Raw genomic sequence first — 25,760 nt, forward strand, 5'->3', positions numbered from 1 at the left:
AGTCTTTGCCCGTCATCACTATGATTTGCCGAAGGCTCGATTCCCATGAAAGTCCTGAAGCTGACTCCCTTTTTCCATCATCCAGACGTCGAATCGTGGCCAATGGATTACGATTCGGTCGGCGGCATGCAGGTGCAGACTTGGCGACAGTCGGTCTGGCTCGCGGAAGCTGGCATTCATCAGCACGTCATGACAATCGGCTTTCCGGGGCTGCCCAAGCTTCGGCAGCTGCATCCGTTTCTGTGGGTGGAGCGGATGATGGTACCCATGCCACGGATCCGCTCCGAGTTCAGCGGGCTAGTCGGGCTAACCCAGTCTTGGGCGGCGGCGACACTGGGCGCATTACTTCATCGAGCGCGCAAGCAAGACTTCGACATCGTCCATGCGCACTTGGACGGACAAATTCCTGCGCTGCTGGTCGCTTGGCTGGCGCCTCGATTATTGCGGCGCCCGTTGATCGTGACGGTGCACTGCTCCCGTCTCGCGGTCTATACCCCAACTTCCTGGCTGGATATGCTTCAACACCGGCTGGCTCGACGGCTGGAGCAGCGAACCATCGCCAAAGCCTTCGCAACTATGGCCCTAACCCAACTAACGGCCAGGGTGCTCGCCCGCGATGCCCGGCTCGTCGAGATCGTCCCCGATGTGGTCGATACAACACAGTTCGCACCGCCGCCACCGGAGGCAGTGAGCGCATTCCGTGAGCGCCATGGCCTGCGGAAAAGAACGGTCGGCTTTGTCGGCCGGATAGCGAAAGAGAAGGGTTGGCCCCATCTCATCGCACTCGCCGCCGCCCTCCGCGACGAACAGTGCGAGTTGCTAATCGTCGGCGATGGAACGCAACGAGATCGCCTTCAGCGCGCCATCGATAAGGCCGGGCTGCAAGCATGGGTGACGATTACGGGCTTTATCCCGAATCACGAGGTGCCGCTGGCAATGGCGGCCTGTCGTGTGATCGTTATGCCGTCGACATATGAGGAATTCGGGGGTGCCAGCATCGAAGCCCTGGCCACCGGCGTGCCGGTAGTGGGCTTTGCTGTCGGAGGCCTACAGGAGATTTTGCGCGACGTCACCCCTGAACTGCTGGTGACACCGCAGGATACGCCCGCGCTGATCGCGCGGGTTAAGGAGCTGCTGGCCGGTCACTATGCAGACAAGGTCCATCCGGCTCGGCTGCGGGCCTATGTCGAGGGGCGCTACGCCCCATCGGCGATGTGCGCGCGGACCTTGGACCTTTACCGGTCGGCACAAGTCAACTCAACGAAGGCTGCTAAGTCATGACCATCGGGTCGCACCGGTTATGCCGCGCCGCAACAGGACATCCACCCAAAAGTTACCCTCCACAAAGGAACCGACGGTGTCGCTGATTCACCTTCCCAACAGCGCTTCTGCAACAGAAGTAGAGCACTGCCTGCGCGAGCACGGCTACGCCATCATCGACAAACTCGTGCCGGCCGCTACCATGGATCGCATTGCCGACGAGCTTGAACCCTACATCGAGGCCACGCCGTTCGGGCCGGACGGCATTCTCGGCAGACGAACCAAACGCATCGGGGGCTTGATCGCTCGATCGCCGGCCGCGCGGGAGTTGATCGTCAATCCGATCATCCTCGAGACAACCCAGCGCTTTTTGTCTCACGCCACGACCTTTCAGATCCATTGCACGCAAGTCGTGTCCATTCATCCCGGCGCCAACGCACAGACGCTGCATCAAGACGAAGTGGCCTGGGACATGTTCCATTTCCCCCTCGATTATCATGCGCAATGCAACACGCTGTGGGCCATGACAGATTACACCGAGGAGATGGGCGCCACGCGCGTCGTCCCTGGCAGTCATCGAGTGGGTCGCAGAATTGAATTTGAGGTCGCAGACAGCCTTCCGGCAGAGATGGAAAAGGGCTCGGTGCTGGTCTACGATGGGAAGGTCTATCACGGGGGCGGCGAAAATCGTTCCGACCGCGTTCGGTCTGCTGTCAACCTAACTTACGCACTCGGCTGGCTTCGGCAGGAGGAGAACCAGTTTCTCTCTTGTCCGCTAGAGATCGCCCGCACATTGTCGGACGAGTTGTTGCGCCTGATGGGCTATCAGTGCGGTGCGTTCGCTCTGGGCTATGTCCATGGGTTCGAGGATCCGATGACGGTGCTAGGCCGGTGTCAACCCGGCAAACTCGTGGGCGCGGAGCTAATGCTGAAGGCTGAGCAAAACGAGGATCGGAAGTCATTCCTTCGGGAAGCTGATGTTGGGTGAGTGGTTGTGGAACGTTGACGCCTTCGCCGCGAAGCCGTCCATTTGGCACAGGAGCACAAAACGCGCCCTGCGCTCGACTAGCGCGCCTACAGCAGAGCGATTGAAGGCACCGTTGATGAAGTCAGCCTCCAAGGGCCCCGACCGCAGACGTTGCTCGATTTCTCCGGGCGATACTGGATGCGCAGCCCTTGAGGAACGAAATCGCCGCCGGCAACGGTTGTGCGCCGACATTCACGCGCAGGTTTCTGTTGGAGCAGCGCCTCGTTCATCGCATCCGCACGGTCGTGGGATGCTCATTATCTTCAGATGTTCGAACCGGAGATCAAGCTTTCGCCCCACCGCATGAAGCGTGTAGCGCGTAAGATAGCGTGCAACGCCGCAATGGCGCCGCCGCCTATGACGCCCCCCTCTCCCGCCGAATCCACGCCATCCGTACTCGCCGCGCTGCTCGCGCGCGTCGCCCGTCAGGATGCCGCGGCCATGCGTGCGCTCTATGAGCTCACAGCAGCGAAACTGTTTGGCGTTGCGCTGCGTATATTGGTCAAGCGTGAATGGGCGGAGGAAGCCTTGCAGGAATCATTCGTCAATATCTGGCGCCATGCGGGCGAATACCGGGAAGAGCGCTCGGCGCCGCTCACCTGGATGAGCGCGATCGTACGCAACCGCTCGCTCGACTGCCTGCGCCGGCAGCACGTCGGTCGAACGGATGCGGACGCCGGATTCGCCGGTTTTGCCGAGTGGAGCGATGTCTTTGACGAGAGCCTTCCGGATGACTCGCGCGACCCCGTCGACGCGGCGCTCGTAAGCCAGTCGGCGCGGCGCCTCGCGTACTGCATGCAGCGGCTCGACGCCCATCAGCGGCAGGCGGTGGCGCTCGCTTATCTGCGCGACGCGAGCCATGGAGAAATCGCCGAAACGCTTGCCGTGCCGCTCGGCACCGTGAAATCGTGGGTGCGCCGTGGCCTGGAGAAACTGCGCACCTGCATGGGGGCCACGCAATGAATTTGCACCGGTACCCGGGCCTCGTCGATCGCCTGGCCGGCGAGTACGCACTCGGCGTCTTGCGCGGCGGCGCGCGACGCCGGCTGGAAGCGCTCGCCGCGCACGATACCGCCATTCGCACGGCTATCGCGGCGTGGCAGGCTCGCCTTGGCGCGCTGCCCGAGCTGGTCCCCGCCGTCGCGCCTCCGACAGGCACCTGGCAGGCAATCGAACGAGCGCTCGGATGGGCCGATTCGACACGCCGCGCGGCCGGCGAAGCGCCCGGCAATCGGGTGCTCGCTCGCACCGTGGCCGCGCGCGAGCGCCATCGGCGCTGGTTCGACAGTCTCGCGTTCTGGCGGGGTTGGTCGTTTGCGGCCACCGGTGCGGCATTGGCCGCCGCAATCGGCTTTGCCATCGTTTTGCGGCCCGCGCCGCTCGCCGTCCAATCCGCCGCAAGCGGCGGCGCGGGCGACACGGTTGCCCACGAGAACGCGATCGAGCGCGTGTCCTACGTCGCGGCGCTGGCCGATGTGAAGACGAGCAAGACGATGGTCTTTGTGATGTGGGACGACAAAAGCGCGATGATGAGTGCACACCGCATGAGCGGCGGCGATGCGGCACCGCCGGGCCATTCGGAGCAGCTCTGGGGAATCCCCGAGCACGGCGCGCCAGTCTCGCTCGGCATGTTGCCGCCGGGCAAGGTCGTGCATATGAAGGTGCGCGATATGAACGCCTATGTAAGGCTCGCCGTATCGGTTGAGCCGCCCGGCGGCTCCACGAGCGCAAGCGGGCCGAGCGGCCCGGTGGTCTGCGCGGGCAAGCTGATGGCGACCGCTTAGGCGAGCGCACGACGGCCGCACCGGGCCGGTCGTTGGCGCGGTGATAAAATCGAGCGTTTCCCGGCATGCGCCGCGCGAGCCGTGCCGCGGCCAGACGTACTCTCGGCGCACGCCAGGCGCTCTCACGACGGACCACTTCTCAGCCCATCATCATGACGTCTCAACTGCATAAAAAAGGCGAAGCCTGGTCGGCTCGCTTCTCGGAGCCGATGTCCGAGCTCGTCAAGCGCTACACGTCGTCAGTGTTCTTCGACAAGCGCATGGCGCTCGTCGACATCGAAGGCTCGCTCGCGCACGCGAAGATGCTCGCGGCGCAAAAAATCATCGCCGCCGAAGACCTCGCGGCCATCGAGCGCGGCATGGCGCAGATCCGCGGTGAAATCGAGCGCGGCGAATTCGTCTGGCAACTCGATCTCGAAGACGTCCATCTGAATATCGAGGCGCGTTTGACGGCGCTGATCGGCGATGCCGGCAAGCGCCTGCATACCGGCCGCTCGCGCAACGATCAGGTCGCCACCGACATTCGCCTCTGGCTGCGCGGCGAAATCGACCGCATCGGCGGCTTGCTCGGCGATTTGCGTCTTGCGCTCGTCGAATTGGCCGAGCAGCACGCCGGAACGATCATGCCGGGCTTCACGCACCTGCAGGTCGCGCAGCCCGTCACGTTCGGCCATCACCTGCTCGCGTACGTCGAAATGTTCGGGCGTGACGCCGAGCGCCTGCGCGACTGTCGTACGCGCGTGAACCGCCTGCCGCTCGGCGCGGCCGCACTGGCCGGCACGAGCTATCCGATCGATCGGCACGCCGTCGCCAAAACGCTCGGCTTCGACGGCATCTGCGCCAATTCGCTCGACGCCGTTTCGGACCGCGACTTCGCCATCGAATTTACCGCCGCGGCGGCGCTCGTGATGACGCACGTCTCGCGATTCTCCGAAGAGCTCGTCCTCTGGATGAGCCCGCGAGTCGGCTTCATCGATCTGGCCGATCGCTTTTGCACGGGCTCGTCGATCATGCCGCAAAAGAAAAACCCCGATGTGCCCGAACTCGCGCGCGGCAAAACCGGGCGCGTCAACGGCCATCTCATGGCGCTGCTCACGTTGATGAAGGGCCAGCCGCTCGCCTACAACAAGGACAACCAGGAAGACAAGGAGCCGCTTTTCGACACGGTCGATACCGTGGCGGATACGCTGCGGATCTTCGCGGAAATGGTGGCCGGCATCACGGTCAAGCCGGATGCAATGCGGGCCGCAGCGCTACAGGGCTTTTCGACGGCAACGGATCTGGCCGACTATCTCGTCAAGCGCGGCCTGCCGTTTCGCGATGCGCACGAGGCCGTCGCGCACGCGGTGCGGGTATGCGTGGACCGGCAGTGCGATCTCGCCGATCTGACGCTCGATGAAATGCGCGCCGAGCTTCCCAACGTCGCACACCTGATCGGTGAAGACGTATTCGATTACCTCACGCTCGAAGGCTCGGTGGCAAGCCGCAATCATCCGGGCGGCACGGCCCCCGAGCAGGTTCGCGCCGCGGCGCAGGCCGCGCGCCAGGCACTGCAAGCCCAGCTTCGGCACGACTAAGCCGGCCGGGACGCCCGGCGGGGCGGGCGCTTAGCGGGAGAGCGCCGGTTAGTCGTTGCCGGCCGTCTCGGCCAGCCGCTTGAGCGTCGCCACGCGCGCGCCGACCAGATCGACGCGCTCGGCCTCCGTGCCCAGCCCCGAGGTGGCCTCAAAATAGGCAAGCCAGGCGCGCTGCGCATGCGAAAGAACGACGCGCGAGCGCGCCGCCAATTTCGCGCGCAGCTTGCGTGCATAACGGTTCAGATCGAATTGCGCATGCTCGCAAGCCGCATCGACGGTGCACGGGCGCAAACGCGTCGGACGTTTGGGCGGAGCCGGATCGGCATCGCTTGCCGAGTTCACGGTAGCGTCGAACTGCGCGGCCGCATGACGCAGCTGCAGCGCGCGGTCGCGCACCGGCTGCAACAAAACGTTAGCTTCGGTGATGACATAAGCCGAACCGTGCGTCGTCTGGAACACGGCATGCACGAGCGGCACTTCCTTGTCCCGCCATGTCTGCCAGCGCCGCTGGCTCTCCTCCCAGCCACGCCGCATCTTGTCGGGCGCGGCTGCCGTCAGCGACCGATAAGCGGCATCGATGGCGGCCTGCCATGAATCGCGTGCGGCATCCATGCATTGCGCCTGCCCGGCAGGCGACGAGCGGTCCGCGCGCGCGAGACAGGTGCGCATCGCCGTATCGATCGGATCCGCGGGGGCCGCTTCGGCATGGGCGGCGACGGGTACGACGAACGAGGCGCCGACCAGGACCAACGCGCCAAGCGCGAGCCTCGTAGGGAGCAGCGTTCTTGCAGCGCACTTCATGATCAGACACGCACGCAATCGACGAAGTATTCGATGCGCCCGTCCACCCGCTCGGCGACGAGGCCATGAATATCGGTCGAGAAACCGGGGAAGCGCTCGTTGAACTCGCGCGCGAACTTCAGATAGTTGACGATCGTCCGATTGAACCGCTCGCCTGGAATGAGCAGCGGGATACCGGGCGGATAAGGCGTCAGCAACACGCTCGTCACGCGGCCCTCCAGCTCGTCGATGGGCACGCGATCGATCTCGCGGTGTGCGAGCTTCGCGAACGCATCGGAAGGCTTCATCGCGGGTTCCATGTTCGACAGGTACATCTCCGTCGTGAGCCGGGCGATGTCGTTGGCGCGATAAACGCTGTGGATCGCCTGGCACAGATCGCGCAGCCCCATGCGCTCGTAAGCGGGATGCTGGGCCACGAACTCGGGCAGGACACGCCACAGCGGCTGGTTGCTGTCGTAGTCGTCCTTGAACTGCTGAAGCTCCGTCACCATCGAGTTCCAACGGCCCTTCGTGATGCCGATCGTGAACATGATGAAAAACGAGTAGAGCCCCGTCTTTTCGACGATGATGCCGTGCTCGGCCAGATACCGGGTGACGATGGCGGCCGGGATGCCCGACTCGGCGAACTCGCCGGCGAGGTCGAGCCCTGGCGTGACGATCGTCGCCTTGATCGGGTCCAGCATGTTGAAGCCTTCGGCAAGCGGGCCGAAGCCGTGCCACGGATCGTTCGCGCGCAGTATCCAGTCCTCGCGCGAGCCGATGCCCTCGTCGGCAAGCGCCTCCGGGCCCCAGACCTGGAAGAACCAATCCTCGCCGTATTCGGCGTCGACCTTGCGCATCGCGCGTCTGAAGTCGAGCGCCTCGGCAATCGATTCCTCGACGAGCGCCGTACCGCCCGGCGGCTCCATCATCGCCGCCGCGACGTCGCACGAGGCGATGATCGCGTACTGCGGGCTCGTCGACGTATGCATCAAGTAGGCCTCGTTGAAGCGATGCCGGTCGAACGCACCGTCGGCGGAATCCTGAACGACGATCTGCGAAGCCTGCGAAATGCCCGCGAGCAGCTTATGCGTCGAATGCGTTGCAAACACGAGCGCACCGGTGCGCGGACGGCCGGCACCGATCGCATGCATGTCCTGATAGAACGAATGGAATTCGGCATGCGGCAGCCACGCTTCGTCGAAATGCAGCGTATCGAGGAAGTCGCCGAGCAGCGACTTGATCGTTTCGACGTTGTAGATGACGCCGTCGTACGTGCTTTGCGTGATCGTCAGGATGCGCGGCTTCAGATTCGGGTTGCGCTCGAGCGCTTCGCGCGCAAACGGATTGGCCTCGATCTTCTTGCGGATGTTCTCGGGCTTGAACTCGTCGAGCGGGATCGGGCCGATGATGCCGAAATTGTTGCGCGTCGGCGTCAGGAACACCGGAATGGCGCCCGTCATCGTGATCGCATGGAGGATCGACTTGTGGCAGTTGCGATCGACGACGACGATGTCGCCCGGCGCCACCGTCGCATGCCAGACGATCTTGTTCGAAGTCGACGTACCGTTAGTGACGAAGAACAGATGATCGGCGCTGAAGATGCGGGCCGCGTTGCGCTCGGACGCCGCGACGGGGCCGATGTGATCGAGCAGTTGCCCGAGTTCGTCGACGGCGTTGCAGACGTCGGCGCGCAGCATGTTCTCGCCGAAGAACTGGTGGAACATCTGGCCGAGCGGGCTCTTGAGGAAGGCCACGCCCCCCGAATGGCCCGGACAATGCCACGAATACGAGCCTTCGTCGGCGTACTTGACGAGTTCCTTGAAAAACGGCGGCGAGAGCGAATCGAGATAGACCTTCGCTTCGCGCACGATATGGCGCGCGACGAACTCGGGCGTATCCTCGAACATGTGGATGAACCCGTGCAGCTCGCGCAGGATGTCGTTCGGCAGGTGGCGCGACGTGCGCGTCTCGCCGTACAGGAAAATCGGAATGTCCGCGTTGCGCCGGCGCACCTCGTTGACGAACGCACGCAACTCGAGAATCGCCGTCGCGAACTCGGGCAGCTCGCCATCGGGACCGGTCTCGCCGAGCATCAGTTCGTCGTCGTCGAGCGACAGAATGAAGCACGACGCGCGGCTCGATTGCTGCGCGAACGAGGTCAGGTCCCCGTAGCTCGTCAGGCCGAGGACCTCGACGCCCTCCCCTTCGATCGCCTCGGCGAGCGCCCGAATGCCGGAACCCGAGATGTTCTCGGAACGGAAGTCCTCATCGATGATGACGACGGGGAAACGGAACTTCATGAACGATTCTCCAAAAACAAGGACCGCTGGCGCGGGTCATGTTCTCCGTGCCGAGCGGTCGCTCGAAAACCTGTCAGTCTCTTTGCGCTTTGCGTCAGTGTCGTGACGGCGGCACGCCGACGGCATTCAGGTCTTCGGCAGCGTGACGCCGTGCTGGCCCTGATACTTGCCGCCCCGGTCCGCGTAGGACACGTCGCAGACTTCGTCGCTTTCGAAAAAGAGCACCTGCGCCACGCCCTCGTTCGCATAGATCTTCGCCGGCAACGGCGTCGTGTTCGAGAACTCGAGCGTCACGTAGCCTTCCCATTCGGGCTCGAACGGCGTCACGTTCACGATGATGCCGCAGCGCGCATAGGTCGACTTGCCGAGGCAGACCGTCAGGACGTTGCGCGGAATGCGGAAGTACTCGACCGTGCGCGCGAGCGCGAACGAATTCGGCGGAATGATACAGACGTCGCCCTTGAAATCGACGAATGATTTCTCGTCGAAGTTCTTCGGGTCGACGATCGTCGAGTTGATGTTCGTGAAGATCTTGAATTCGTCGGCGCAGCGGATATCGTAACCGTAGCTCGACGTGCCGTAGCTCACGATCTTGCGGCCGTCCTCCGCCGTGCGGACCTGATCGCCCACGAACGGCTCGATCATGTTGTGCTCGGCGGCCATTCGCCGAATCCACTTGTCGGATTTGATGCTCATAAATATCGAGGTCTCTCGGTCCTGCTCATTGTCCGTGAATCACGCCGCACCCGAGCGCGGGCCCGACGCTGTGATCGGGAAATGCCGGGTCGACCGGCTCGCGATAGATCAGCACCGAACGCCCGATGACCGAGCGCACGCCATCGAGCGAGACGTCGGGGGCGACGATGAACCCGGTCGCGCCGCCGTTCGCGTCCGCATGAAGATTGCCGAGATCGCCCTCGAGCCGCACCCCGGCGCGCAGCCTCGACGCGGCCGGCGCGAAGACGGGGCCGGCGCTCGCGCCGTCGACCGCATTGCAATCGCCACGCTCGTGCACCTGCAGCGCATGGTCGGTGTTGGGCGGCAAGCCCGCGAGGTTGTATGTGACCTGCACGCCGTCCGCCCGTTCTATGAACGTGACGGCACCTTGCACCGCGCTGCCGACCGTCGGCCGCAATTGCGCATCGGCGCGCTTTTCGTGGTGGCCCAAAAACGCGGTGCAGCCCGCAAGCGGCGCGCCCGCCAGGCCCAACAGGGCGACGCAGGCGACGACGCTCAACGCACGCGCGTGCCGCCCGTCGGTTCGTTGTCTCATGCGATCCTCATGCCGGCCGCAGCGCCCCTGCGCTGCCGTCCCGGACTCAAGCGAAGGCGACATGATACCGCGCCGCGCGGCCGGCGCGGCGCAAGGGCATGCCAGGCCCTCGCGCGAAAGCCTCGCATGCCGCCTGAAGCAGGGCCCGCTCAGGTGTTCTGAACGACGATGCTCGGGAATTTGCCGGTCATGTCGCGCGCGCGCTCCGCAATCTGGATGGCCACTTTGCGGGCAATGGCGCGGTATGTCTCGGCGATGCGTCCGCTCGGATCGGCGACGACGGACGGGTGCCCGCTGTCGGCCTGCTCGCGAATCGAGATGTCGAGCGGCAAGCTGCCGAGCACCACGACACCGTATTCGCCGGCCATGCGCTCGGCGCCGCCGGCGCCGAAGATATGCTCGGCATGGCCGCAGTTCGAGCAGACGTGGATGCTCATGTTCTCGACGATGCCAAGGATCGGCACGCCGACCTTCTCGAACATCTTCAGGCCCTTCTTGGCGTCGATGAGGGCGATGTCCTGCGGCGTCGTGACGATGACCGCTCCCGTCACCGGGACGCGCTGCGCAAGCGTCAGTTGGATGTCGCCCGTACCGGGCGGCATGTCGACGACGAGGTAGTCGAGCTCGCGCCAATTGGTTTGCCTGAGCAGTTGCTCGAGTGCGGATGTGACCATCGGGCCGCGCCAGACCATCGGATTGTCCTGCTCGACGAGAAAGCCGATCGAATTCGCCTGCACGCCGTGACCCTCGAGCGGGTTCATCGTTTGTCCGTCGGGCGAATCCGGCCGCCCCTCGATGCCGAGCATCATCGGGATCGACGGTCCATAGATATCGGCATCGAGCACGCCGACCGACGCCCCTTCGCTTGCCAGCGCCAGCGCGAGATTGACGGCGGTCGTGCTCTTGCCGACCCCGCCCTTGCCCGACGCCACGGCGACGATATTCTTCACGTTGGGAAGCAGTTTGACCCCGCGCTGTACGGCGTGCGCGACGATCGATTGCGAGAGCGCGACCTCGGCGCGCTCCACGCCGGGCACCTGCCGCAGCGCCGCAACGATCACCGCACGCAGCGCGTCGAGTTGGCTTTTCGCGGGATAGCCGAGGACGATCTCCGCCCGTACGGTCGTACCGTCGACGGCGACCGACTTCACGCCCTTGGCTGCCGCGAACGGTCGGCCGGTGTTGGGATCCGTCACGGCCGCGAGTGCGGCGTCGACCAAGGCCCGATCAATGCTCATCGAAAAGACTCCGAAGCGAAACGGCTCGCGGCGAGGCGCACCGACGGGCCACAGCGTATGCGGCTCGAGGGCGACTCACGCCGCAAGGCAGGAAAATTGAAAGAAAGTGTTGCTCGCCATTGCCAAATAGCGGGCTGCCGGGCACTTTCGCCCTCGGCGCCCGCCACGGGGCCGCGTGCGGACCCCGTACGCGCTATTGTAGTGGCTTGCGTCGTCGTGGCTGGAAGACATTGCGCGCGGCAAGGCTTAGCGGTTTTCCGCCCGGGTTCGGGCCGCGCGGGCGTCGTTCCGACACGTTTTCTTGAGAGGACTCGAAAAATGAACTCGAAAATCATGACCCGCTTGACGGTATTCACGCTGGCCGGCGCACTGCTCGCCGGCTGCGCCACGGAGCAGCAAACGAACGCGGCCTATGGCACGGGCGCCGGTGCGGCCGCGGGCGCCGGACTCGGCGCCATCTTCGGCGGCGGCAAGGGCGCGGCCATCGGCGCGGGTGTCGGCGGGCTGTTGGGCGGCATCACGGGCTACAACTGGAGCAACATCCGCAACCGGATTTCGGGCGCGTCGCGCGGCACCGGCACGACCGTCAACGAACAGCCCGATGGCTCGCTGAAGGTCAACATCCCGAGCAACGTGACGTTCGCGACCGATAGCTACCAGATCAACCCGGCGCTCTATCCGACGCTCAATGAAGTGGCGACCCAGATGGGCCAAAACCCTGAACTCGTTGCCGAAGTGCGCGGCTATACGGACAGCACGGGGTCGCCCCAGTACAACCAGACGCTTTCGCAAAACCGCGCACAAAGCGTGGCGAACTACCTCAGTCAGCACGGCGTATCGCCGAACCGTCTGGCCGCTGCTGGATACGGTCCGAACAACCCGGTCGCCGACAACGGCACGGACCAGGGCCGCGCCCAGAACCGCCGCGTCGAAATCTATTTGAAAGCGACCGCGCAGCACGGCCAGGCGCCGCGCTACCAGTAAGCTGGCCGCAGCCCGCCGGGCGGCCTGCGGGCTGACCGGGAATACGCCCGGAATGTTTCGGTAAACAAATCGAAAAATTTTTCGAACTCGCCCGGAAATCGGCTGTCTCTACGTACGGTACGCGGATGGCGAAGGCCGCCGCGTCACCATTCTCCTCTTGTCGTTGTTGCTCCGGGGCCGGTTCATATTCGCCCCGGTTTTTTTTGCCCGCTGTTCTCGGTACGCGGGCCGCAACGGTTCCCGACCCTCGGCGCCTCCGAGTCGGTGGGCCCTCCGCCCCTCGCGCCAACGTCATGGGGGCGCACCCCGCTCGCTGCCGCGAATTGCGCGCCCGCCCTGTTAAAATCGGCGTTTTCCCTGCGCGGTCCCTCCTCGAACGCCAATGACAGCACCCGACATCGCCTCCAGCCCGCCCGCGCTCCGTCGCCGGATTCTCGTCACATCCGCCTTGCCTTACGCGAATGGACAGATCCACCTCGGCCATCTGGTCGAATATATCCAGACCGACATCTGGGTTCGCACGCTGCGCATGCACGGGCACGAGGTGTACTACGTCGGCGCCGACGACACGCACGGCACGCCGGTCATGCTGAGCGCCGAAAAGGAAGGCATCACGCCGAAGGCGTTGATCGAGCGCGTCGGGCGGGAGCACAAGCGCGATTTCGACAGCTTCCTGGTCTCGTTCGACAATTACTATTCGACCGATTCGGACGAGAACCGCGAACTGTGCGAGTCGATCTTTCTCTCGCTGCAGGCAGCCGGGTTCATCGATGCCCGCGAGATCGAGCAGGCCTACGATCCCGTCAAGGAAATGTTCCTGCCCGATCGCTTCATCAAGGGTCAATGCCCGAAGTGCGGCGCGAAGGATCAATACGGCGACAGCTGCGAGGTCTGCGGTTCGACCTATCAGCCGACGGAGCTGATCAACCCCTACTCGGCCGTCTCGGGCGCGACGCCCGTGCGCCGCAAGTCGACGCATTACTTCTTCCGCCTCTCGGACGTGCGCTGCGAATCGTTCCTGCGCAGCTGGGTGAGCGGGCTTGCGCAGCCGGAAGCCACGAACAAGATGCGCGAATGGCTGGGCGAAAAGGGCGAGGCGAAGCTCGCCGATTGGGATATCTCGCGCGACGCTCCGTATTTCGGTTTCGAAATTCCGGGCGCGAGCGGCAAGTACTTCTATGTCTGGCTCGATGCGCCGGTCGGCTATTACGCCAGCTTCAAGAATCTGGCCGCGCGCGTCGGGCTCGACTTCGAAGCATGGATCCGCCCGGGCACCGAGACCGAGCAGTACCACTTCATCGGCAAGGACATCCTCTACTTTCACACGCTCTTTTGGCCGGCGATGCTCGAGTTCTCGGGCCACCGCACGCCGACCAACGTCTTTGCACACGGCTTTCTGACCGTGGACGGCGCGAAGATGTCGAAATCGCGCGGCACCTTCATCACGGCGAAGAGCTATGTCGACACGGGGCTCAACCCCGAATGGCTGCGTTATTACTTCGCCGCGAAGCTCAACGCCACGATGGAAGACATCGACCTGAACCTCGAGGATTTCCTCGCGCGCGTGAACAGCGACATCGTCGGCAAGTTCGTCAATATCGCGAGCCGCGCGGCGGGCTTCCTCGTCAAGCGATTCGACGCCCGCGTGCAGGACAGCGCGATGCATCACCCGCTGCTCGGCATGCTGCGCGAGGCGCTGCCGCAAATCGCCACCCATTACGAAGCGCGCGAGTACGGCCGTGCCGTCCGGCAGACCATGGAGCTCGCCGATGCCGTCAACGCCTATGTCGATGCGGCCAAACCGTGGGATCAGGCGAAAGATCCGGCCAACGCGGCGGCGCTGCACGAAACGGTCAGCGTCAGCATCGAGGCGTTCCGGCTGCTCACGCTCGCACTGAAGCCGGTCCTGCCGGCATTGGCCGCGAACGTCGAGGCGTTTCTCGGTATCCCGCCGTTGACTTGGGCCGATGCCGGCAACGTCCTTTCGTCGGCACGCCCGATCAACGCCTATAAGCATCTGATGACGCGTGTCGACCCCGCACAGATCGAAGCGCTGATCGCGGCGAACCGCGCATCGCTGCAACCCACGGACACCACACCACCTCATCGGCAAGCGGCCTCGGCAGCGAAAACCACCGCCGAAGCGGCCAAAAGCGCCAAGGGCCACAGCGTGGCAGCAGCCGCGAAAGCGGCCGAAAGCGCCGAGGCCTCGGTCATTTCCATCGACGACTTCGCCAAGATCGACTTGCGCATCGCACGGATCGTCGAATGCAAGGCCGTCGAGGGCTCCGACAAGTTGCTGCAACTGACGCTCGACATCGGCGAAGAGAAGACCCGCAACGTGTTCTCGGGCATCAAGTCGGCCTACCGGCCCGAGGACCTCGTCGGCAAGCTGACCGTGATGGTGGCGAATCTGGCGCCGCGCAAGATGAAGTTCGGGCTCTCCGAGGGAATGGTCCTGGCGGCATCGGCTGCCGACGAGAAAGCCGAACCGGGGCTTTATATCCTCGAACCGCACAGCGGCGCACAGCCGGGTATGCGCGTGAAGTAGCGGCGGGCTGCGGGCGTGCGCGCCATGAATCGGCGTGCGCCCCGGCCATCAATACTGCTGCAACACGGCCTTATCGATATCGCGAAAAAACAGCTTGCCGGTGCCGATCTTTCGAGAACCGCCGAACGGCACATGCCAAAACTTGACCATCAGGATCCCGCTGCCCTGGGCAGCGGGCGCCGCGGCAAATCCCGGGTTGCGCACCTTCGGTATCTCCTTATGGAGCTTCGACGCGAGTTTGCCCAACGACGCTGCAATCCGTGAGCCCACCGCACTGCTCGGCATTTTCAGACCCATCGCGCCGAACGTCGCGGGCGAACTGAGGGTCCCGCCGGCAAACTTCGCCACTCTCGTGGCTACTTCGTTATAGGGGTATAGCGACTTGTAACGCGCCACGGTGGAAAGCTCGAAGACGGACATATAAATGTCCGGCTTGCCCGAAAAGGTATTCGGTGAAGTGTTTTCGATGCCCTTGTCCGCGTTTGCGCCGAAGAACCCGGCAATTTCGTCGAGCGTACCGTAGACGACGAGCGCCCGCGCACCCTGCCCGTTATCGGACAACAGCCACATGCCGTTCATTTGCGGACGGCAAGGAACAGGCACGCCACCATGATCGAATATCACCGCACCGAAACTACCGAAGTCGGGCCTTCCCGATGATAACCGGCACATCCGGCCGGCATGCTCCTTAATGCATATATCCATTTCGGAATCCTGAATGATAGTGACGTCAGAGCCGGAAAAGACGTTTGAAGTCATTGCCGTCGGCCGTGGAGTTCGGCATGCCCTGGCCGCTAAACCTGGAGAAGAAGACACGCCTTTGTCCGATCCGCCGCATGCCCTCGCCCGGAAACGGACTGAATGTGACGCGAAATAGCGCCCCCGCCTTGCCGTTCGATTCGGCGATACCGGGATTGCGGATGAACTTGTACATGTCGTAGACCGTGGCGATCAGGTCGCCGATATCGCCCACGTCGCCGACGGGTGCCGTACAGCCGCCAATGCCGCAGGCGAGCGCATGGGAATCTTGCGGCACGAATTTCGAGGTCGACCAATCCTTCAGGGCGACACATCGGATCAACGTGTTCGCGACGCTGACACCGGCCATGGCCGCGTCATTTCCGGCAAAGAGCGTCCTGTAACGGTTGCGCGAGACGTGCGCCGTCACGCCCATGAAAATCGATGGCAATTCCGGTATCGTGTTTTCGATGCCGTACATCGCCTCGCGCTCGAAGAAATCGACGATCTGCGCACCAGTACCAACGAGTACCAAATCGCGCGCACCGGTTTGTGTGTCCGCGAATAAATAGCGGTTGTACGCCCCGCTCCTGATGGCGGTCGTGAATGCGCCGCGATCCTCGATGAAATTCATCGGACCGGTCCGGTGGACCATCGACGATGGGGCACGCATCATTCTGATCGGCTGCATAGTTCGGTTTTCGATAAAGTCGGAAACCGCTATCGGAACATGCAACCCCCAGGCGGGAATAGGGAACTTTTCTCAGTTATTTTCCAGCTCACCGTTTCGACCAGAACGCATCGAAGCGGCGCGTGTAATTGATATCGACGCCCTGGAACGTGCCCGTATAAGTCGAAAGCGCCCAGAAACGCGAGAGATTGATCGTCGCCTTGAACGCATTGGCCGCCGATTGCAGACCCTGCTCGTAGCCGAGCACGAGCCGCTCGTTGATCGCTTTCGAGAGCATGACCACCTGCGGATCGGTCAATCCGACCTCGCTGCGGCCCACCGTGAATTCGTCGAGTCCGAACGTCTGCGCCACGCGTTTGCCCGTCGCACTGCCGAGCAGTGCGAGCGCGGTCGTCATCGAGCTTTGCTGGCCGAGATTGTTGCCTTGATCCGTGCCATGGCCGAACAGCAGCCACGACAATTTTTCGTTGTCGGACACGTTCGGCTCAGACACGAGTTTGACGATCGGCGCATCGACGGTGCCCGTGACCTGCACGCCGGCCTCGACCTCCTGATTGCGGCGCATCGCGAGGATATTGATGCCGGGATTCGCCACCGGTCCGTTGAACGTGAAAAAGCCGTTCTCGATTGCGAGCTTGCGGCCGAACTCGGTATAGGTCGAGCCCTCGGTCACGCCGACATTGCCGATGGCCCGCAGCGGCTGGCTCGGTGCCGACATCACGGTCACCATGCCGCGCAGCCCCAGATCCGCGCCGCGCCCCCGGAAACGGAAGTTGCGCCCCAGATCGATGTCGATGTTCGCGCGCGGCGCGAAGGGGCTCACCGGCTTGTTCATCGCCGGCTCGATCGGCTGCGGCGCACCTCGCACGGCGGCGTTGTTGCGCAAGATCACGACATCGTCCGACAAGCTGGGCGCCGGTTGCTCCGGCATGTCGAACAGCGCGCGGTCGATCTTGAACTTGCCGTCGATATTCATACCGCCGGCCGGCCCGCCGTTCGCAACCGTCGCACTGCCCGACAGCGAGAGCCGCCGGTCCGGCGCGGCGAACAACTCGAGCTTGTCCGCAACGATTTGCGCTGTGATGTCGGGCTCGGCGCGATCGAGCCGCACTTGACCGGTCGCACGCAGCGTACCGTCGCCGCCATGAAACTCCACGCGTTGAAAGTCGACGAGATTCTCCGATAGCGCAATGCGTACGACACCGTCTTTCAACTGCACGCCCTGATCGATGAACGTCGCCGCGAGCCCGTCGCCGGTCAGCGCCCCCGAAAGCGCCGGTTTCGCGATCGTGCCCGCCACGGTCAGCCTGAGCGCCGCGCGCCCATCGAGCACGTAGCTCGGCCCGAACAGGCCGCCCGTCGTTTTCAGCGAAGGTACGTCGGCCGCGATCGTGCCCCCAAGCGGCGCATCGGCCGCCAGCCCAAGCTGACCGCCGCGCGCCGGATCGGGGGAAAGCGCTACGCTCAGGTTCGCGTCCGCCCTGCCGATGCGGCTCGCCGCCGCGCGCAACGTGACGCTCAATCGCGAGCCGGTACGAAAATCGGCGCGCGCGCCGAGCGCGGTGATGCCGAGCGGCGCCAATCCGCCCCGGACCGTGTCGACCGACACGTCTCCGCTCACGCGTTCGAGGCGCGCGTAGCCGGACGCGGTGCGGCCCAGCGTGAAGTCCCAATCGCCCGCGAAGACGAGATCGCTACGCATGCGCGAAGGCGTGCCGGTCAGTTGCTCGCGTATCGCGAGCAGTCTCGCCACCGACAGATTCGAGGCCGAGCCGGCCGAGCGTATCGCGCCGCGATCGTAGACGAACGACTTGATATCGATCCGCGCGCCTTCGAGCGCGAGCCGCGTCGCGCCGAGCGTCACGAACTCGCGGCTCGCGTTGATCGCAAGCGGCGCCTGCAGTTCGAGCGCCGGCATGCCGCGATTGGCGAAGCGCGTGACGGTGCCGGCCCACTGCAGGCCGTCGCGTGTATCGGTCAAACCGCCCGACGCCGCCAATACGAGGTCTACCGGCCGGCCGCGCAGCGTGCCTTTCGCCGCGACATCGAACGCGTGCTTCGCGCGCGTGCCGCTCGCGTGCGCGGAAAGGCTCGTGAAATCGGCGACGCTCGTATGGACGTCGCGCGCATCGGTCGTGAATTCGAGCGCGCCGTTCGCGCCGTCACGCACGAGCGCACGCCCCGTCGCCGCACCGACGCGGTTTTCGCCGAACGACACGCCGTGCGCATCGTAGCTGAGCGTGGCATTGGGATGAGCGAGCGAGCCCGTCACGTCGCCGTCGGCATTCACCGCGCCCGCCAGGCCAAAGCCGAGCCGCTCGAGCTGCGGCGCGGCAATGCGAAAACGCAGTCGATCGCCCGGTGCGCCGAAGCTGCCGTGCAGCTCGACGTCATTGCCGGCGATCGATAGCGCCGCGTCGCTCGGCAATAAGCGCTTGTCGGCCACCTGCACCGTGCCTTCGCCTTTGAGCGGAAGGCCGTCGTAGAGGCTGTCGGCGAGCTTGAACCGCAGCTTCGTCGCGATACTCGGGGCCAAGGTGCCGCTCGCTTCCATCGTGCCCGTCACGCGCGCCTCGGGCCACCGCGTCGACGCGCCCCGCGCCACCGCGGCGGACTTTCTTGCCGGGGCCGATGGATGCGATGTCGCTTGCCGCTTCGATGCGGTCGATGCGGTCGATGTCTTCGACGATGTGCCTGCGCGCGGCGGGTGCGGAGCACCTGGGCGCTTTGCCGCAGCCGGCGGCGCACTCGCCGCGAGCACGAGACGCGGATCGAAGCTCTTCAGCGTTGCGCGCAGCGAGAAAGTCGATCGAGCATCCCGCATCAGAGCGCCGTCGAGATCGACGTGGCCATTGCCGGCCGCGACGCGCACATCGCGCAACGCGATACGCTCCGGCTCCAACGCGATTTTGGCCCGTGCGCCGAGACCCGCACGCTTGTCGGCAAGGTCGAACTCGAGCCCGGTGGTGGCGCCGTCGAGCTGTACGCTGATCGGCCCGTCGAGGGCCGTCGTGCGCACCCATGGCGTGATCGTGTTCAGATCGAGGCGGCTGGCCTGCAAGGCGATGCGGCCTCGGCCGCGTTTGAGCGTGCCGCCGCCCGCCAGCTCGGCGTCGTCGACGAGCCGCACACGCAGGTTCGCAATGCGCTCCTCGCTTGCATCGAGCCGCACATCGGCGTGTGCGTCGATGAGCGGCAGCAACCGCGCGTCGAGTCTGCCCGGCTTCGCGTTGACGATCGAGACCGGACCGGCCACGACCGACGTGCCCGCCCCTGGCACGGGGCCGAGGTCGGCGTCGAGCGAAAGATCGGCCGCGGGCGCACCGGGGCTGAACGTCTGCGGGTTCACGTGAGCGAGCGCGACTTGCGCGCGCTTGAGCGGCACCGGTGCAAAAGGCGTGGCCTCCACCCGCGCGTGCCCCTGGAGCTTGAAACCGCTCGCGTCGATCTCGGCCGTCAGCGCCTCCAGCGTGCCCGTGACCTGCGCGCTCGCCCGCGCCGGCTCGCCCGCGAACTCGCCGGCATAACCGGCGTTGCCCGAGAGCGCAAACGGTCGCACGCCGTCGAGCGAAAGCTGGGCCGTGATCGCCCCGTAAGGCGTATCGAGCCCGCCGAGCGCGAGCGTATGATGCCGCCCGTCGCTGCGGCCGCTCATCCGCAAACGGTCGAACTCCGTCACGCTGGCGCCGTCATGGATGCGCAGCCGGTCGATACCGATTGCGCGCACGTCGAGCTGGATCGGCAAGCGCAGGCTCTGCGGCAAAGTCATCGGCGCATTGCTGCGGGACGGCGCAAGACGCGCATCGACAGTGCCCGCGTGCAGATCGACGATGGTCAGCCGCCACGGCGACGGCGTGAGCGCCCATCGGCCGCTCAGCCGGTCGATGCGAATCTCGGTCGTCGCGGCTGTTGCGGCCGAGGGACCGCCCGTTACCGTCGGCCGCTCGACAAAATGCACGTCGGCCAACCTCAGCCCGCTGGCGAGCGTGCCGCCCTGGAACGTGCCGGCGAGCCGTCCGCCAGAGAGCGCCACGGCCGCACGCCAAACGAGCCCGGTCCCGCGCTCGGTCGTGAGCGCACCGAATAGCGCAAGCGATTCGGCGCCCAGCATGAGCACGATACCCAGCACCGTCAACGCGAACACGCGCAGCGCCCGGCGCGGCTTGCGACGGGGCGGCGGTGCATCGCGCCCGGCGTCGTCGACGTCTGGCGGCGGTGCTGAGGGCGGCGGTGGCGAATCGTTCGTCATGCTCGTTTCGGGAAAAGCGCGCTCAAGGCGAAAGCGGTATCGAAGCTGTTTTCATGCAGTTTGCGGCCGTTTCAAAAGGCGATGCCAAGCGTCAGATACGGCCTTACGCTCTTGTTGCGAATGCCATACGCGAGGTCGACGTTGACTGGGCCGACCGGGCTGCGCCAGCGCGCGCCGAAGCCGACGCCGGGGAAGAACGTCCGCTCGTGCCAGGTATCCGTGGCTGCACCGATGTCATAGAACACCGCGGCGCCCCAATCGTGCGTGAACCAGTGCTGATACTCGGCCGTGCCGGTGATGAGGTACTTCGTCGGCAGCACCGAACCCGACACCTTGTTGCCGATACTCTGAAAGCCATAGCCGCGTACCGAGTTCGAACCGCCCGCGCGAAACAGCAGCGATGCCGGCACATCGGCCGAGCTGCCGCTCGTGAACACTCCGCCGAGCTCCGCGCGAAAAAGCAGGAGATCGCGTTTGCCGACCGGCAGATACTGCACGCCGCGCGCATAGCCGCGCACGAAGGTCTCGTCCGAGAGCGCGTGGCGCACCGCGAAGCCCGCCTCGGCATGGAGCAGATTGCCCGAATGCGGAAATAGCGGATCGTCGACATTGCGCCGCGTCCACGACCACTGCGGCACGAGCGCGTGGCTCGTCTTCGGGCTGGCGGCGTTCTGATCGAGCCGATCGACGTAGTACTGCAGCGAGTAGGTGTAATCGATGAACTGCGACGTGCGCGCGCGCTGCACGCCGATGCGCGCGCTATAAATGCGCGTGTCCGATACGTTCGTGCTCGTGTACGACGCGAGCGCGCTGTTGACCCAGCCCCGCCGCCCCGGCGGCATCGACAACTGGATCTGGCCGTATTGCTGGATCTGATCGATCCGGCCCTGGACCGTAAACGGCCAGGCGGCCCCGAACGTATTCAGATACGAGTAGGCCCCCTGGACGTGCGCGCCCGTATCGGTCGCGTAGCCGACCCCTCCGCGCACGCTGTTATACGGATACTCGCTGACCTTCACGTGAATCGGCGTCTCGTGCGGCTTGTCGACGTCGCTGTCGACATCGATCGCGACACTGGCGTAATACGGCGTGTTCTGCAATTGCCGTTGCAGTTCCTCGATCCGCGTCGTGTCATAAAACTCGCCGACGGCAATCGGATTGACGTTGGTCACGATCCATTCGGGATAGCGGCGCACGCCCGATACGTCGAGCGGACCCACCGTAAACGTCGGACCGCTCTCGAACGCGACTGAAAGCGCCGCCGTCTTTTTGCGCGGATCGATGAGCGCCTGAGAGCGCGCGATCTTCGCGCCGAGATAGCGACGGGCCTGCAGCGCCTTGAGCGCTGCCGATTTGGCATCGCTCCAGCCCGACTGCGTAAAGGGGTCGCCCGGGTGCAGCGAGAAGGCGAAACGCGCCGCGTTCTCGCGGGAAGGGTCTTCCGTTTTCACCGGGCCGGCGAACGAGAGATCGATCGACGAGACGTTCGTGCGCGGCCCCGGATCGACATGCACGATCACCTTTTTCTTGCCCTCGGCCGTGCGGACATCGGTACGCACGACCGGTGAAAAATAGCCGTCCGTGGCTGCGAGATCGCGCACCTGCTGCGGCGTCGCCGTCAAGAGAAAATCGAATTGATCGTCCGTGATGTCATCGCGCTTGGCAAAGCGGGAGAGGTCGAGATGCGCCTTGAGCAGCTTGCGAAGTTCGCGCGGCGCATCGATCTCGATGCCATATTTGGCCGAAGCCGGCAACGCAAGCCCCGCAAGCAGTGCCCCGACAGCCGCTGCGAGCCAGCTGCGGGCGAGGCGTCCGGCGCACCGGCGGGCGGTGCGCGTCAAGCACGGGTTGTCGATCGCTGCTTCCCGCAAACGGGGCCTCCCGGCAACGTTGAAAAGACGAACTCACCCGCGGCGCATACGAGCACGCGCCGCCGGCCGCCCATTTGACCACAGCCGCGGCCTGGGGGCGACCGCGCGAAAGCGAGTCCGCTGAGCCCGCGCGGTTTTGACGCCATCGCGCCCGCGATGTTCCGCCTGCGATGGCATGCGTTAAAATCCCGGTTTGCGAGAGACGGTGCTCGCCGCACCGATGCGCCCCTATTTTCCACGATCGACGAGCCATGTATCAATCGGATATCACGCAGTTCCTGAACCAGCTCAAGCAGCAACAACCGACGCTCGAGGAAGAGCAGCGCCGCGGCCGCGCACTCCTGTGGGACAAACAGCCGCTCGATCTCGAGGAGCGGGCGCGTCAGCAGGCTGCGGGCGTCAAGCAATTGCCGTACGTCTACTACCAGAACTTCTGAGCGCCCACCGCGTGAACCCTGCCGACGAGGCCACGCGCTCGCAAGAGCCGGTCTCGGCGCTCGCCGCGCCGGCCACCGATACCACGCCCGACACGATCGACGGCGTGGCATTCGCGCGTCTTTACGGCGAGCCGCTCTTCAAGCTGCCGCAGGACCTCTATATCCCGCCGGACGCGCTCGAAGTCTTTCTCGAAACGTTCGAAGGTCCGCTGGATCTGCTGCTCTATCTGATCCGCAAGCAGAACTTCAACGTACTCGATATCCCGATGGCCGATGTCACGGTGCAATACCTCGGCTATGTCGAACAACTGCGCCAGACGAACCTCGAACTCGCCTCCGAGTATCTGCTGATGGCCGCGATGCTCATCGAGATCAAGTCGCGCATGCTGTTGCCGGTGAAGAAAGCGGATACGGGCGAGGAAGCGGAGGATCCGCGCGCCGAGCTCGTGCGGCGCTTGCTCGAGTACGAACGGATCAAGCTCGCCGCGCAGCGCATCGATCAATTGCCTCAGCTCGGGCGGGATTTTCTGCGGGCCGACGTCTATATCGAGCAGAGCATCGCGCCGCGCTTTCCCGACGTCGTCATCGACGATCTGCGGGCGGCCTGGGCCGATGTGCTCAAGCGGGCCAAGCTCGTTGCGCATCACAAGATTTCGCGCGAGGAGCTGTCCGTACGCGAGCATATGAGCCTGATCCTGCGGCGGCTGCAAAATGCGCGCTTCATGGAGTTCGCCGAACTGTTCGACGTCTCGCGCGGCGTGCCTGTCGTCGTCGTCAACTTCATCGCCATGCTCGAGCTGTCGCGCGAATCGCTGATCGAGATCACGCAGGCCGAACCGTTCGCGCCGATCTACGTGCGGCTGGCTTATCTGCCGGCGTAGCGCTGAACGGCGCCAAGGTGTCCTGGAGGATCCGCCCTTTTCGCTATCGCGCCTCGTCGAATCCTCTACAATCGGCGCCCTGTTGCAGTCCACGCGCCTCGCCGCGCTTCAACCCCGGTCCATCATGAAAGTCATCAGCTCGATCCAGGAATTGCGCGACCAGTTGCGCGGACAGAACCGTACGGCTTTCGTGCCGACCATGGGCAACCTGCACGAGGGACATCTCTCGCTGATGCGTCTCGCGCGTCAGCACGGCGACCCGGTCGTCGCGAGCATCTTCGTCAACCGGCTGCAGTTCGGCCCGAACGAGGACTTCGACAAGTACCCGCGCACGCTCGAAGCCGACATCGACAAGCTGCAAAGGGAAAACGTCTACGTGCTGTTCGCGCCGACCGAGCGCGACATGTATCCCGAGCCGCAGGAATATAGCGTGCGTCCGCCGCACGACCTCGGCGACATCCTCGAGGGCGAATTCCGGCCCGGCTTTTTCACGGGCGTGTGCACGGTCGTCATGAAGCTGATGGCCTGCGTGCAACCGCGGGTGGCCGTATTCGGCAAGAAGGACTACCAGCAGCTCATGATCGTGCGGCGCATGTGCCATCAGTTCGCGCTGCAGACCGACATCATCGCGGCCGAAACGGTGCGCGACGCGGATGGGCTCGCGCTCAGCTCCCGCAACCGCTATCTGACCGAAGCCGAGCGCGGCGAAGCGCCGATGCTCGCCGTCACGCTCGGGCGCCTGCGCGATGCCGTGCACACCGGCGAGCGCGATTTCAAGCGGCTCGAGCGCGACGCAATGGCGAGCCTCGCCGCACGCGGCTGGCAACCCGATTACGTGGCCGTGCGCAAGCGCGAGGATCTCATCGCGCCCGCCCCTCACGAAACCGATGCGCCCCTCGTCGTGCTGGCCGCGGCGAAGCTCGGCGCCACACGTCTCATCGACAATCTGGAAATCTGAAGCGGCACGCGTGAGTTGCCGCGCACGTCAGAGGAAACGACCATGCAGCGCCATTTGCTCAAATCGAAGATTCATCGCGCCGTCGTCACGCACTGCGAGCTCCATTACGAAGGCTCCTGCGCGATCGACGAAGATCTGCTCGATGCGGCCGATATCGTCGAAAACGAACGCATCGACATCTGGAACGTCAACAACGGCGAGCGGTTCTCGACCTACGCCATTCGCGGCGAACGCGGCAGCGGCATGATCTCGCTGAACGGCTCGGCCGCGCGGCGGGCCCAGCTCGGGGATCTCGTGATCATCGCCGCGTTCGCGATAGTCGACGAGGCGGATCGGGCGGCCGGCTGGGAGCCGAAACTCGTGTTCGTCGACGAGCGCAACAAGATCAAGGGCAGCCGGGCCCAGGTGCCCGTGCAAAGCTGGAGCTGACGCACCCGGCGGCTGCGCGCGGAGCGCATCGCGTGCTGCGCACGGGCGCCTCGGCCAGCAGCCCTCAGCGGGCCGCCCAGGCGACGATGGGTTCCCACTGCTCGAGGTCTTTCTCGACGCGGCTTTTTGCCACGTCCCATAGCGTGAGTCCGTGCGCGGCCAATTGCACGTAGTTCTGCGTATCGCGCAAAAATCCCAGCACCGGCAGATCGAGCCCCTCCACGAAGCGGTGCAACTGGTCCGCCGAGCGCGTGCGCGCGTCCACGCGCATCCCGACGACGCCGACTTCGATGGCGCCCCTGCGCACGGCCTTCTCCTTCGCGAGCCGTTCGAGGAAATGCTGTGTGGCGAGAATGTCGAACATCGACGGCTGCAGCGGCACGATGACCTTGTCCGCCAGCTCGAGAGCACTCACGAGACGATTGCCGTGCAATCCGGCCGGCGTATCGACGACGGCCCGCTCCAGGCCGCGCGGCGGCTTGGCGGGCGCATCGGGATCGACCTCCCAGCTCTCGATGGGCGGCAGGCCACCGGGCCGCAACGCCAGCCACGACTGGGCCGATTGCTGCCGGTCCAGGTCCGCGAGCGCAACCCATTCCCCGTTTGCCGCGAACGAGCCGGCCAGATTGGTCGACAACGTGCTCTTGCCCACCCCGCCCTTGGGGTTGGCCACCACGATTACCGTCATGAACGCTCCCGATTTGCGAAGCCGTCTGGCCCCGTATGGGT

General features: G+C 64.7%; 21 protein-coding genes. 11 read left to right on the forward strand and 10 right to left on the reverse strand.

Features of this window, described 5'->3' with window-relative positions:
* Nucleotides 1-45 precede the first annotated feature (45 nt).
* The 5 genes from ACO1XS_RS06515 (at nt 46) to argH (ending at nt 5,648) form a co-directional block, all read left to right on the forward strand.
* Nucleotides 46-1,281: a glycosyltransferase gene (locus tag ACO1XS_RS06515; RefSeq protein ID WP_486390256.1), complete on the forward strand. Its 1,236-nt coding sequence runs from the start codon at nt 46-48 to the stop codon at nt 1,279-1,281.
* A gap of 76 nt (nt 1,282-1,357) precedes the next feature.
* Nucleotides 1,358-2,248 carry a phytanoyl-CoA dioxygenase family protein gene (locus tag ACO1XS_RS06520; protein ID WP_486390257.1) on the forward strand — a complete coding sequence of 297 codons (891 nt, stop codon included), beginning with the start codon at nt 1,358-1,360 and terminating at the stop codon, nt 2,246-2,248.
* Between the two features lie 396 nt (nt 2,249-2,644).
* Nucleotides 2,645-3,250 (forward strand): sigma-70 family RNA polymerase sigma factor, encoded by a 606-nt coding sequence (locus ACO1XS_RS06525; protein WP_486390258.1) that lies wholly within the window; start codon nt 2,645-2,647, stop codon nt 3,248-3,250.
* Nucleotides 3,247-4,071, forward strand: coding sequence for an anti-sigma factor (locus ACO1XS_RS06530; RefSeq protein ID WP_486390259.1), 825 nt, complete (start codon nt 3,247-3,249; stop codon nt 4,069-4,071). Before ACO1XS_RS06525 ends, ACO1XS_RS06530 begins: the two co-directional genes overlap by 4 nt.
* 152 nt (nt 4,072-4,223) lie before the next feature.
* Nucleotides 4,224-5,648, forward strand: coding sequence for an argininosuccinate lyase (argH, locus tag ACO1XS_RS06535; protein ID WP_486390260.1), 1,425 nt, complete (start codon nt 4,224-4,226; stop codon nt 5,646-5,648).
* Nucleotides 5,649-5,696: 48 nt separating this feature from the next.
* Here argH and ACO1XS_RS06540 read toward each other — a convergent pair whose 3' ends face one another.
* From ACO1XS_RS06540 to apbC, 5 genes are all read right to left on the reverse strand, one after another.
* The gene (locus ACO1XS_RS06540; RefSeq protein ID WP_331568417.1) at nt 5,697-6,449 is read right to left on the reverse strand and encodes a lysozyme inhibitor LprI family protein; all 753 of its coding nucleotides are present in this window, start codon (nt 6,447-6,449) and stop codon (nt 5,697-5,699) included.
* A gap of 2 nt (nt 6,450-6,451) precedes the next feature.
* Nucleotides 6,452-8,731: an Orn/Lys/Arg family decarboxylase gene (locus ACO1XS_RS06545; protein WP_486390261.1), complete on the reverse strand. Its 2,280-nt coding sequence runs from the start codon at nt 8,729-8,731 to the stop codon at nt 6,452-6,454.
* A 126-nt stretch (nt 8,732-8,857) separates the two neighbouring features.
* The gene (gene dcd / locus ACO1XS_RS06550; protein ID WP_331568415.1) at nt 8,858-9,427 is read right to left on the reverse strand and encodes a dCTP deaminase; all 570 of its coding nucleotides are present in this window, start codon (nt 9,425-9,427) and stop codon (nt 8,858-8,860) included.
* 25 nt (nt 9,428-9,452) lie between these two features.
* Complete coding sequence (locus tag ACO1XS_RS06555; RefSeq protein ID WP_331568414.1) at nt 9,453-10,004, reverse strand: superoxide dismutase family protein; 552 nt, start codon at nt 10,002-10,004, stop codon at nt 9,453-9,455.
* A 149-nt stretch (nt 10,005-10,153) separates the two neighbouring features.
* Nucleotides 10,154-11,242 (reverse strand): iron-sulfur cluster carrier protein ApbC, encoded by a 1,089-nt coding sequence (gene apbC, locus ACO1XS_RS06560; protein WP_486390262.1) that lies wholly within the window; start codon nt 11,240-11,242, stop codon nt 10,154-10,156.
* Nucleotides 11,243-11,560: 318 nt separating this feature from the next.
* Here apbC and ACO1XS_RS06565 point away from each other — a divergent pair, with 318 nt between their 5' ends.
* On the forward strand, nt 11,561-12,226 hold the full coding sequence (locus ACO1XS_RS06565; RefSeq protein ID WP_331568412.1) for a YiaD family glycine zipper/OmpA-like lipoprotein: 666 nt from the start codon (nt 11,561-11,563) through the stop codon (nt 12,224-12,226).
* Nucleotides 12,227-12,608: 382 nt separating this feature from the next.
* Nucleotides 12,609-14,777, forward strand: a complete 2,169-nt coding sequence (gene metG, locus ACO1XS_RS06570) for a methionine--tRNA ligase (RefSeq protein ID WP_486390263.1) — start codon at nt 12,609-12,611, stop codon at nt 14,775-14,777.
* 48 nt (nt 14,778-14,825) lie between these two features.
* On the opposite strand, the gene ACO1XS_RS06575 is transcribed toward metG, so the two are convergent.
* The 4 genes from ACO1XS_RS06575 to ACO1XS_RS06590 all read right to left on the reverse strand — a co-directional run bounded on the left by ACO1XS_RS06575 (nt 14,826) and on the right by ACO1XS_RS06590 (nt 22,326).
* The gene (locus ACO1XS_RS06575) at nt 14,826-15,593 is read right to left on the reverse strand and encodes a hypothetical protein (protein ID WP_486390264.1); all 768 of its coding nucleotides are present in this window, start codon (nt 15,591-15,593) and stop codon (nt 14,826-14,828) included.
* Nucleotides 15,508-16,206: a hypothetical protein gene (locus ACO1XS_RS06580; RefSeq protein ID WP_331568409.1), complete on the reverse strand. Its 699-nt coding sequence runs from the start codon at nt 16,204-16,206 to the stop codon at nt 15,508-15,510. Before ACO1XS_RS06580 ends, ACO1XS_RS06575 begins: the two co-directional genes overlap by 86 nt.
* Nucleotides 16,207-16,294: 88 nt before the next feature.
* On the reverse strand, nt 16,295-20,455 hold the full coding sequence (locus tag ACO1XS_RS06585; protein WP_486390265.1) for a translocation/assembly module TamB domain-containing protein: 4,161 nt from the start codon (nt 20,453-20,455) through the stop codon (nt 16,295-16,297).
* 71 nt (nt 20,456-20,526) lie between these two features.
* Nucleotides 20,527-22,326: an autotransporter assembly complex protein TamA gene (locus ACO1XS_RS06590; protein WP_486390266.1), complete on the reverse strand. Its 1,800-nt coding sequence runs from the start codon at nt 22,324-22,326 to the stop codon at nt 20,527-20,529.
* A gap of 251 nt (nt 22,327-22,577) precedes the next feature.
* Here ACO1XS_RS06590 and ACO1XS_RS06595 point away from each other — a divergent pair, with 251 nt between their 5' ends.
* From ACO1XS_RS06595 to panD, 4 genes are all read left to right on the forward strand, one after another.
* Nucleotides 22,578-22,763, forward strand: coding sequence for a DUF3460 family protein (locus tag ACO1XS_RS06595; protein WP_331568407.1), 186 nt, complete (start codon nt 22,578-22,580; stop codon nt 22,761-22,763).
* Between the two features lie 11 nt (nt 22,764-22,774).
* Nucleotides 22,775-23,644, forward strand: coding sequence for a segregation and condensation protein A (locus tag ACO1XS_RS06600; protein WP_481582005.1), 870 nt, complete (start codon nt 22,775-22,777; stop codon nt 23,642-23,644).
* A gap of 124 nt (nt 23,645-23,768) precedes the next feature.
* The gene (gene panC / locus ACO1XS_RS06605) at nt 23,769-24,602 is read left to right on the forward strand and encodes a pantoate--beta-alanine ligase (RefSeq protein ID WP_331568404.1); all 834 of its coding nucleotides are present in this window, start codon (nt 23,769-23,771) and stop codon (nt 24,600-24,602) included.
* A 42-nt stretch (nt 24,603-24,644) separates the two neighbouring features.
* Nucleotides 24,645-25,031 carry an aspartate 1-decarboxylase gene (panD, locus tag ACO1XS_RS06610; RefSeq protein ID WP_486390267.1) on the forward strand — a complete coding sequence of 129 codons (387 nt, stop codon included), beginning with the start codon at nt 24,645-24,647 and terminating at the stop codon, nt 25,029-25,031.
* A gap of 64 nt (nt 25,032-25,095) precedes the next feature.
* On the opposite strand, the gene ACO1XS_RS06615 is transcribed toward panD, so the two are convergent.
* Nucleotides 25,096-25,719, reverse strand: coding sequence for a ParA family protein (locus tag ACO1XS_RS06615; RefSeq protein ID WP_440559801.1), 624 nt, complete (start codon nt 25,717-25,719; stop codon nt 25,096-25,098).
* Nucleotides 25,720-25,760: the final 41 nt, after the last annotated feature.

This window comes from Trinickia sp. (assembly GCF_057351765.1).

Coding starts and splice junctions, on each gene's coding strand:
- ACO1XS_RS06515 (WP_486390256.1), top strand. CDS start 46: ATGAAAGTCCTGAAGCTGACTCCCTTTTTCCATCATCCAGACGTCGAA.
- ACO1XS_RS06525 (WP_486390258.1), top strand. CDS start 2,645: ATGACGCCCCCCTCTCCCGCCGAATCCACGCCATCCGTACTCGCCGCG.
- ACO1XS_RS06530 (WP_486390259.1), top strand. CDS start 3,247: ATGAATTTGCACCGGTACCCGGGCCTCGTCGATCGCCTGGCCGGCGAG.
- argH (WP_486390260.1), top strand. CDS start 4,224: ATGACGTCTCAACTGCATAAAAAAGGCGAAGCCTGGTCGGCTCGCTTC.
- ACO1XS_RS06540 (WP_331568417.1), bottom strand. CDS start 6,449: ATGAAGTGCGCTGCAAGAACGCTGCTCCCTACGAGGCTCGCGCTTGGC.
- ACO1XS_RS06545 (WP_486390261.1), bottom strand. CDS start 8,731: ATGAAGTTCCGTTTCCCCGTCGTCATCATCGATGAGGACTTCCGTTCC.
- dcd (WP_331568415.1), bottom strand. CDS start 9,427: ATGAGCATCAAATCCGACAAGTGGATTCGGCGAATGGCCGCCGAGCAC.
- ACO1XS_RS06555 (WP_331568414.1), bottom strand. CDS start 10,004: ATGAGACAACGAACCGACGGGCGGCACGCGCGTGCGTTGAGCGTCGTC.
- apbC (WP_486390262.1), bottom strand. CDS start 11,242: ATGAGCATTGATCGGGCCTTGGTCGACGCCGCACTCGCGGCCGTGACG.
- ACO1XS_RS06565 (WP_331568412.1), top strand. CDS start 11,561: ATGAACTCGAAAATCATGACCCGCTTGACGGTATTCACGCTGGCCGGC.
- metG (WP_486390263.1), top strand. CDS start 12,609: ATGACAGCACCCGACATCGCCTCCAGCCCGCCCGCGCTCCGTCGCCGG.
- ACO1XS_RS06580 (WP_331568409.1), bottom strand. CDS start 16,206: ATGCAGCCGATCAGAATGATGCGTGCCCCATCGTCGATGGTCCACCGG.
- ACO1XS_RS06585 (WP_486390265.1), bottom strand. CDS start 20,455: ATGACGAACGATTCGCCACCGCCGCCCTCAGCACCGCCGCCAGACGTC.
- ACO1XS_RS06595 (WP_331568407.1), top strand. CDS start 22,578: ATGTATCAATCGGATATCACGCAGTTCCTGAACCAGCTCAAGCAGCAA.
- panC (WP_331568404.1), top strand. CDS start 23,769: ATGAAAGTCATCAGCTCGATCCAGGAATTGCGCGACCAGTTGCGCGGA.
- panD (WP_486390267.1), top strand. CDS start 24,645: ATGCAGCGCCATTTGCTCAAATCGAAGATTCATCGCGCCGTCGTCACG.
- ACO1XS_RS06615 (WP_440559801.1), bottom strand. CDS start 25,719: ATGACGGTAATCGTGGTGGCCAACCCCAAGGGCGGGGTGGGCAAGAGC.